This is a genomic window from Citrobacter sp. (genome assembly GCF_050252275.1).
GTDB classification, from domain to species: domain Bacteria; phylum Pseudomonadota; class Gammaproteobacteria; order Enterobacterales; family Enterobacteriaceae; genus Citrobacter_A; species Citrobacter_A amalonaticus.
Genome location: NZ_JBFWLF010000266.1, coordinates 1 through 6,335 on the forward strand (window position 1 = coordinate 1; position 6,335 = coordinate 6,335).

At 53.1% G+C, this 6,335-nt stretch carries 7 protein-coding genes; 4 read left to right on the plus strand and 3 right to left on the minus strand.

Translation table 11 applies throughout. From position 1 onward, the window contains the following. A partial coding sequence (locus AB7E14_RS18845; RefSeq protein ID WP_428169789.1) for an NAD(P)H nitroreductase occupies positions 1-470 on the minus strand: 470 nt, incomplete at its 3' end. A 165-nt stretch (positions 471-635) separates the two neighbouring features. Between AB7E14_RS18845 and sppA the strand changes: the two genes are divergently transcribed. The 4 genes from sppA (at position 636) to yajD (ending at position 5,200) form a co-directional block, all read left to right on the plus strand. Further along, positions 636-2,492 carry a signal peptide peptidase SppA gene (gene sppA / locus AB7E14_RS18850; protein ID WP_316962239.1) on the plus strand — a complete coding sequence of 619 codons (1,857 nt, stop codon included), beginning with the start codon at positions 636-638 and terminating at the stop codon, positions 2,490-2,492. Between the two features lie 57 nt (positions 2,493-2,549). Continuing rightward, a complete protein-coding gene (gene ansA / locus AB7E14_RS18855) occupies positions 2,550-3,566 on the plus strand; it encodes an asparaginase (protein ID WP_044327834.1) in 1,017 nt (338 codons plus the stop codon). 9 nt (positions 3,567-3,575) lie between these two features. Then, positions 3,576-4,217 (plus strand): bifunctional nicotinamidase/pyrazinamidase, encoded by a 642-nt coding sequence (gene pncA / locus AB7E14_RS18860; RefSeq protein ID WP_316962238.1) that lies wholly within the window; start codon positions 3,576-3,578, stop codon positions 4,215-4,217. Positions 4,218-4,855: 638 nt separating this feature from the next. Further along, entirely contained in the window at positions 4,856-5,200 is a 345-nt protein-coding gene (gene yajD / locus AB7E14_RS18865) for an HNH nuclease YajD (protein WP_042319478.1), read from the plus strand. A gap of 54 nt (positions 5,201-5,254) precedes the next feature. On the opposite strand, the gene AB7E14_RS18870 is transcribed toward yajD, so the two are convergent. After that, positions 5,255-5,530, minus strand: a complete 276-nt coding sequence (locus tag AB7E14_RS18870; RefSeq protein WP_043000919.1) for a YeaC family protein — start codon at positions 5,528-5,530, stop codon at positions 5,255-5,257. 41 nt (positions 5,531-5,571) lie between these two features. Beyond that, entirely contained in the window at positions 5,572-5,985 is a 414-nt protein-coding gene (msrB, locus tag AB7E14_RS18875; protein WP_043000920.1) for a peptide-methionine (R)-S-oxide reductase MsrB, read from the minus strand. Positions 5,986-6,335 lie beyond the last annotated feature (350 nt).

Genomic DNA, 6,335 nt, shown 5'->3' on the forward strand with positions numbered 1-6,335 from the left:
AAACCGACAATTTTATCCTGTGGGCGACAGTCAAACGCGTCGCGCACCACCGGACTGTCGGTTAAGGCTCCGCTACGCCAGATCCCGCCGAAGCCCTGTGCGATAGCCGCCATTTGCATCGCCATCACTGCACAGCCTGCAGACATTTCCTGCTCCCAGACCGGGACCTTATGATTTTCATCGCATTTTGCGACCACGGTGATGATAAGAGGCGCGCGAAACGGAGCGCTACGCGCTTTTTCGATCCCTTTTTCATCACTTCCGGCGGCAATCGCCCCCTTTTCCAGCACCGCGCTGAAGCGTTCGCGCCCCTCGCCTTCGATAACGAAGAAGTGCCACGGTTGCAGGGTCTTATGATCCGGCGCGCGCATGCCCGCACGGAGAATATTTTGCAGTTGCTCACCGGCAGGTGCAGGCTCGGCCAGGCGAGAAGCGCTACGGCGGTTAACAAGTAATTCAAGTGCATCCATTTGGTTAACTCCTGTCAGGGTGAATATTCACAAAATTAACACGAGAGCAGATTTTGTTACAGCGCCGACAGTGATTCCTGCTGACAAGAGACGGCAGGGTCATTAGGATAGCCACATCTCATACGCCTGACCCAGGCGTAGTATTGGTAACGGTAGGGAGAATACATGCGAACCCTGTGGCGATTCATTGCCGGTTTTTTTAAATGGACGTGGCGACTGCTTAATTTTGTCCGCGAGATGGTGCTTAACCTGTTCTTTATCTTCCTTGTCCTGGTGGGTGTCGGGATCTGGATGCAGGTCAGCAGCAATAACACCAGCGATAAAGTCGGTCGCGGTGCCCTAATGTTAGATATTTCCGGGGTGATCGTCGATAAGCCGTCCAGTACCAGTCGTCTTGGCGCTCTCAGCCGTCAACTGCTGGGTGCCAGTTCCGACCGCTTACAGGAAAACTCCCTGTTCGATATCGTCAATACCATTCGTCAGGCCAAAGACGATCGCAATATCACCGGTATTGTGATGGACCTGAAAAACTTCGCCGGTGCCGATCAGCCGTCAATGCAGTATATCGGTAAAGCGCTGCGTGAATTCCGCGACAGCGGTAAGCCAGTCTATGCCGTTGGCGATAATTTTAGTCAGGGTCAGTATTACCTTGCCAGCTTCGCCAATAAAATCTGGCTTTCGCCGCAGGGTTCCGTTGATATCCACGGTTTTGCCACTAACGGACTGTATTACAAATCCCTGCTGGATAAGCTGAAAGTGTCGACGCATGTGTTCCGCGTGGGCACTTATAAATCTGCCGTCGAGCCGTTTATTCGTGACAACATGTCGCCTGCGGCGCGGGAAGCAGACAGCCGCTGGATTGGCGAACTGTGGCAGAACTACCTGAATACCATTGCCGCCAACCGTCAAATCCCGGCTGAGCAGGTCTTCCCTGGCGCTCAGGGCGTACTTGATGCGCTGACGAAAGCGGATGGCGATACGGCGAAGTATGCGCTCGACAGCAAACTGGTCGACGCCCTGCTTTCCAGCGCCGAAGTGGAAAAAGCGCTGACGAAACAGTTTGGCTGGAGTAAGGCAGAGAATAACTATCGCGCGATCAGCTACTACGATTACACGCTTAATCCGCCTGCGGATACGGGCAGTTCCATTGGCGTGGTCTTTGCCAACGGAGCCATCATGGATGGTGAAGAAACACCGGGGAATGTCGGCGGAGATACCACCGCCTCGCAGATTCGCGATGCGCGCCTGGATCCGAAAGTGAAAGCCATCGTTCTGCGCGTCAACAGCCCTGGCGGTAGCGTGACGGCGTCGGAAGTGATTCGTTCGGAACTGGCCGCTGCACGTGCTGCCGGTAAACCGGTGGTCGTATCGATGGGCGGAATGGCCGCCTCTGGCGGCTACTGGATCTCTACGCCTGCCAGTTACATTGTGGCCAACCCGAGCACGCTGACCGGTTCGATCGGTATTTTCGGGGTGATTAACACCGTCGAAAACAGCCTTGATTCCATTGGCGTTCATACGGATGGCGTGGCGACCTCGCCGCTGGCGGATATTTCTGTCACCAAAGCGCTGCCGCCAGAAGCGCAGCAAATGATGCAACTGAGCATTGAGAATGGCTATAAGCGCTTTATCACCCTGGTGGCGCAGGCGCGTAAATCCACACCTGAGCAAATTGATAAAATCGCACAGGGCCACGTCTGGACGGGTCAGGACGCCAAAGCGAACGGCCTGGTCGACAGTCTGGGTGACTTCGATGATGCGGTGGCTAAAGCGGCTGAACTGGCGAAACTCAAAGAGTGGCATATCGACTATTATCAGGATGAGCCAACCTTCTTCGATATGATCATGGACGGTATGTCAGGTTCTGTCCGCGCCATGCTGCCGCAGGCGATTCAGGCGATGCTCCCTGCGCCGCTGGCCTCAGCGGCCAGTACGGTCAAAGCGGAAGGCGATAAGCTCGCCGCGTTCAACGATCCGCAAAACCGTTATGCGTTCTGTCTGACCTGCGCGAACGTCCGTTAATCCTCACGCCCTCTTCCTGCGAAGAGGGCGTTTTCTCTGAGCGACAAGATACTAGCCATGCAGAAGAAATCGATTTACGTTGCCTATACCGGCGGGACCATTGGTATGCAGCGCTCCGAACAGGGTTACATTCCTGTCTCCGGACACCTTCAGCGCCAGCTGGCGCTGATGCCTGAATTCCATCGTCCTGAAATGCCCGACTTCACCATTCATGAATATGCCCCGCTGATGGATTCGTCAGATATGACGCCGGAAGACTGGCAGCATATCGCCGATGACATCAAAACCCATTACGATGAGTACGATGGTTTTGTGATCCTACATGGTACCGACACCATGGCGTTTACCGCCTCTGCGCTCTCGTTCATGCTGGAGAATTTGGGTAAACCGGTGATTGTGACAGGGTCACAAATCCCGCTGGCGGAGCTGCGTTCTGACGGACAAATCAATCTTCTCAACGCGCTTTACGTCGCGGCAAATTATCCGATCAACGAAGTCACGCTGTTTTTTAACAACCGTCTGTTTCGCGGCAACCGCACGACAAAAGCGCATGCCGACGGTTTTGACGCTTTCGCCTCCCCTAACCTCCAGCCGCTGCTGGAAGCGGGTATCCACATCCGCCGTCTGGGGACGCCGCCGGCTCCCCGTAGTGAAGGCGAACTGATTGTTCACCCGATCACGCCACAACCCATTGGGGTCGTCACCATTTATCCGGGTATCTCCGCCGATGTGGTGCGCAACTTCCTGCGCCAGCCGGTAAAAGCGCTAATTCTGCGTTCCTACGGCGTCGGCAATGCGCCGCAAAATAAAGAGTTCCTGAAAGAACTTAGCGAAGCCAGCGAGCGCGGCATCGTGGTTGTGAACCTCACGCAGTGCATGTCGGGGAAAGTGAACATGGGCGGCTATGCCACCGGCAATGCCCTGGCGCATGCTGGCGTCATTGGCGGTGCGGATATGACCGTTGAAGCAACCCTGACCAAACTGCATTATCTGCTCAGCAAAGGGCTGGATACGGATGCGATTCGCGAGGCGATGACACAAAACCTGCGTGGCGAACTCACGCCGGACGACTAAGGAGGATGAATGACACACCGTGCGCTGTTACTGGTCGATTTACAAAACGATTTCTGCGCCGGCGGCGCGCTGGCGGTCCCGGAGGGCGACAGCACCGTTGATATCGCAAACCAGCTGATAGCATGGTGCCAGACCCGTGGTGATGCGGTCCTCGCAAGCCAGGACTGGCACCCTGCGAACCACGGGAGCTTCGCCAGTCAGCATCAGGCAGAACCTTACAGCCAGGGGCAACTCAACGGCTTGCCGCAAACCTTCTGGCCCGATCACTGCGTGCAGAATACCAACGGCGCGGCGTTTCATCCGTTGCTGGACCGCAAGGCAATAGACGCCGTTTTTCATAAGGGCGAGAATCCGCTGGTCGACAGCTACAGCGCTTTTTTTGATAACGGACGTCGGCAGAAAACCGGACTCGACGCGTGGCTTCGCCAGCATGACGTGCATGAACTGATCGTCATGGGACTGGCCACCGACTATTGTGTCAGGTTTACGGTGCTGGATGCGCTGCAACTGGGCTATACGGTGAATGTCATTACCGATGGCTGTCGCGGCGTGAACATTCAGTCGCAGGACAGTGCCCATGCCTTTATGGAGATGGCAGCCGCAGGCGCTACGTTGTATACCCTCGCTGACTGGGAAGAAACTCAGCGTTAACAGTCTGTTTTGCTGGCCACTGAGTATTACGTTACCCGAGTGGCCATTTTCCCATAAGAAAATCGAAGTAAATTTCACCCCCCTTAGCAAAAAGCAGGAAGGCAAAAAAACGCCATAAATGAAAGTTTTTATATTGAATCGCAGTATTAGCGATAGCAACCAGACAGACTGGAATATAAATCAGAAATAGAAACTCGATAATTAGCTGAATCCAGTTTTCCGTAGGCAAACTGATTTGTTTTTCAAAATAAAATGTATGAGCTGATAAATGTATCTGGAGTAACAGCATATAAGGTATAACACCAGTTACCCAGCATACGAACCACAATGGACTATGGCCAGTAATCCAACGATAAAGTGCCTGCCTGCTTCTTTTTCTCATACAGTAGTAAACTCTTGTTGGCAGAATGCCTCTTGCACTGCGTATCTGTCGTATCCGCATTTCTGGGTTGTCTGGACACATACGGAAACGCGCTCCGTCCAATGCGAATAATGCCCTGCATGTCCGCATGGGGCATTTTTTTCGTAAGCGGTGGGATGGGGTGTGTCACACGAAACGGGATCGGTTATGATGGCCCCAACCCGTTGCGTCAGCGTTTGACGCATCGTTTCATTTTCAACTGGAGGCATGGGATTGTATGGCTTTTATCCCTAAAAATTACGCCCGTCTGGAAGTAGGTTACCGGGAAAAGGCGCTGAAACTCTTCCCGTGGGTCTGCGGCCGCTGCTCCCGCGAGTTTGTTTACTCAAACCTTCGCGAACTGACGGTGCACCATATCGATCACGATCATTCCAATAACCCGGAAGATGGCAGCAACTGGGAAATGTTGTGCCTGTACTGCCACGATCATGAGCATTCCAAATATACGGAAGCCGACCAGTATGGTTCCACGGTTGTAGCGGGCGAGGATGCGCAAAAGAGCGTCGGCGAAGCCACGTACAACCCTTTCGCCGACCTGAAAGCCATGCTGAATAAAAAATAATCCGCCGCGTTAGCCCGGCAGAGCGACAGAATGCCGGGCTTCCACGGTGCGCTATCAGGATTTGAATGTCGCAATCGGTTCTGGCGTGATGCCGAAATCCACTTTCAGCTGCTGTTTGCTCTTCATCACCATCTGCCCATTGGTGTCGATCGTCATATGTTGCGCATCCGTATTGTGGCGCGCCTGCCAGAGCATCACCAGTTGCAGACTATTATCTTTTTGCTCCGGGGTCAGCGCGACGCCGTCCGGCCATTTTCCCAGTTCAACGGCGGTGGATAAACGCTGATACACTTCCGGCGTCATGCTGTTAATTATCTCATCAAGATTCATGATAAGTCCGCTCCTATGGAATAATTTGCTGAATCGTTTTTTCAACCTTTCGTCTGGGCACCGTTTTCGTCGTCGATGAAGCTCAGAGAAGCTGAATTGACACAGTAGCGTTCGCCGGTGGGTTGCGGACCATCGGGGAAGACATGCCCCAGGTGCGCATCGCAGTTTCCACAGCGAATTTCAATGCGTTGCATACCGTGTGAAAAGTCCTTGATGTAACGAATCGACTCTTCACTTACCGGCTCGTAGAAGCTCGGCCAGCCGCAGCCGGAATCGTATTTGGACTGGGAGGTAAACAGCGGCGCATCGCAGATCAAACAATGATAGACGCCGTCACGTTTGTTATGCAGTAACTGCCCGGTAAACGGCGGTTCTGTACCGTGATTCTGCGTCACGTAGAACTGCATTTCAGACAGGTTTTTTTTCAGATCTTCTGCAGAAGGTTTGTTCGCCATTTTGCTCACATCTCACTTTTCATGACGCTGACATTGCGCGACAGATTCTAACAAAACATTAACACCTGAGTGCAGACTTTTGTTCTAAACTTGATCCTTGCGAAATGGCAGCTTGTGAATCGTGATGCGAATCACATTTTTATCTCAGTTGCCCTTTAAAATTCGGGGCGCCGCCCCCATGTGGTTTCAAGCCCAATGGAAGAGTGAGGCGAGTCAGCCGTGCAAAGCTTGTACAGAGGATTGATTTGTCGCAATGATTGACACGATTCCGCTTGACGCTGCGTAAGGTTTTTGTAATTTTACAGGCAACCTTTTATTCACTAACAAATAGCTGGTGGAATATATGACTA

What these genes read in the sequence shown, in the direction of transcription:
- sppA (WP_316962239.1), top strand. Translation starts at nt 636, where the DNA reads ATGCGAACCCTGTGGCGATTCATTGCCGGTTTTTTTAAATGGACGTGG.
- ansA (WP_044327834.1), top strand. Translation starts at nt 2,550, where the DNA reads ATGCAGAAGAAATCGATTTACGTTGCCTATACCGGCGGGACCATTGGT.
- pncA (WP_316962238.1), top strand. Translation starts at nt 3,576, where the DNA reads ATGACACACCGTGCGCTGTTACTGGTCGATTTACAAAACGATTTCTGC.
- yajD (WP_042319478.1), top strand. Translation starts at nt 4,856, where the DNA reads ATGGCTTTTATCCCTAAAAATTACGCCCGTCTGGAAGTAGGTTACCGG.
- AB7E14_RS18870 (WP_043000919.1), bottom strand. Translation starts at nt 5,530, where the DNA reads ATGAATCTTGATGAGATAATTAACAGCATGACGCCGGAAGTGTATCAG.
- msrB (WP_043000920.1), bottom strand. Translation starts at nt 5,985, where the DNA reads ATGGCGAACAAACCTTCTGCAGAAGATCTGAAAAAAAACCTGTCTGAA.